Below are 1,957 nucleotides of genomic sequence, written 5' to 3' on the forward strand. Positions count from 1 at the left end.
AGCGGCACATAGGCGCCGCCCGCCTTGACTACCGCCAACGTCGCTATCACGCATTGCGGCGAGCGCTGCATCAAGATCGCAACCGGCGTGTCCGCCACAACGCCCTGCCCGATGAGACGATGCGCAAGACGATTGGCTTGTGCGTTCAGCGCGGCATAACTGATGACTTGATCGTCAAAGATCAGCGCGGGCGCATCCGGCGTTTGAGCACACTGTGTCTCAAACAACTGGACTAGCGTTGCTTCAGGCATCGCACGCTCGGTCGCATTCCATTCAACCAGCAGCTGCTGCCGCTCCGCCGCCTCAAGCAATTCGATGTTGTTGATCGGCTGGTCAGGATATTGCGCCACCGCTTCAAGCAGTCGAATGAAGCGTTGTGCCAACTTATCAACCGTGTCGTGATCAAACAAATCGGTCGCGTATTCAATCGTTACCGTGAATTTGTCCGGATTCAACACATCATCAAAATAAAACGCAAGGTCAAACTGAGCGATAGGCAATTCAACATCTTGCACGCATGCTCTCAACCCAGGTAAGTCAAATTGTGGCGAAGCATTATTCTGTAGCGTTAGCGTAACTTGAAAGAGTGGGTGATGCGACGTCGAACGCACCGGATTCAGTACTTCCACAAGACGTTCAAACTGGACATCCTGATGCGTATAAGCAGCCAAACAGGTTTCACGAACCTGTCGTAACAGGGCACGAAAGCTAGGATTTCTAGAGGTGTCGGTGCGCAATACCAAAGTATTGACGAAGAAGCCAACCAAGTCATCCACTGCCTCAACAGTGCGCCCGGCGATGGGGCTGCCCACGGGAATGTCCGTGCCAGCCCCCATACGGGTTAATAAGCTAGCCAACGCGGCTTGTAGCACCATGAACAGACTCGCTTGCTGTTCATGAGCTAGCGCCTGCAAAGCGGCGCGTAAGGTCACGTCAGCATGCCGCACGACACGGGCACCGCGATAACTAGCAACAAGAGGATACGGCCGGTCAGTTGGCAATTCCAGACGCTGTGGCAATCCAGCCAGCGCTTGCCGCCAATAAGCGAGTTGCTGTGCGATCAGGCTATTAGGGTCTTCCTCGCGCCCTAACAGATCCTGCTGCCATAGCGCATAGTCCGCGTATTGCACTGGTAGCGGATCCCAATCCGGCGCTTGCCCTTGGAGACGTGCTGCATAGGCAGTGTTCAGATCACGAGCTAACGGTACAAATGACCAGCCATCACTTGCAATATGGTGCATCAGCACTAACAGCATATGCTCCTGCGCATTAAGCCTGAATAACCATGCGCGTATAGGAATTTCTTTAGATAAATCGAACGTGTGCATCGCCGCTTCGCTCAGCGCAAAAGGCAATGCTTGAGTGCTTACTTCAACAGTTTCCAGCACAAAAGATGCATCTTTGGCCGCGAGAATGCGTTGAGCGGGCATACCGTCTATTTCAATAAAAACGGTACGCAGGCTCTCGTGACGCACGAGGATATCTTGAAGCGCAGCTTGCAAAGCTCGTTTATCCAGCACACCGGATAACCGCAAAGCAAACGGCATGTTATAAGTTGCACTAACACCCTCATACTGTTGAATAAACCACATCCGGCGCTGTGCAAAGGACAATGGTAGTGTGCCGGGACGTGGTTGAGGAAGTAATGGCGGCCGCGCAGTGGTACCTTGCGCAAGACGTGGCACCAAGCCGGCAACAGTAGGCGCTTCGAATAATGTTCGAATCGCCAGCTCGACGTTCAAAGCCGTGCGAATACGGCTCATCAAACGCGTGGCCAGTAATGAATGGCCGCCCAAGTCGAAGAAACTGTCGTCAATGCCCACGCGGGGCAAGCCGAGCACTTCGGCAAACAACTCGGCCAGCGTTTGCTCCTGCGGCGTGCGCGGCGCGCGGTAGTGCGCCGACGCAAAGTCGGGCGCAGGCAACGCACGGCGGTCCAGCTTGCCATTGGGCGTGA

1 protein-coding gene is annotated in these 1,957 nt (G+C 54.6%); it reads right to left on the reverse strand.

Annotation, left to right across the window (positions count from 1 at the left end):
* On the reverse strand, nucleotides 1–1,925 hold a 1,925-nt coding region (locus tag B0O95_RS15100), incomplete at its 3' end, for a condensation domain-containing protein (RefSeq protein WP_233203452.1).
* Between the last annotated feature and the right edge of the window lie 32 nt (nucleotides 1,926–1,957).

The organism is Mycetohabitans endofungorum (genome assembly GCF_002927045.1).
GTDB lineage: Bacteria > Pseudomonadota > Gammaproteobacteria > Burkholderiales > Burkholderiaceae > Mycetohabitans > Mycetohabitans endofungorum.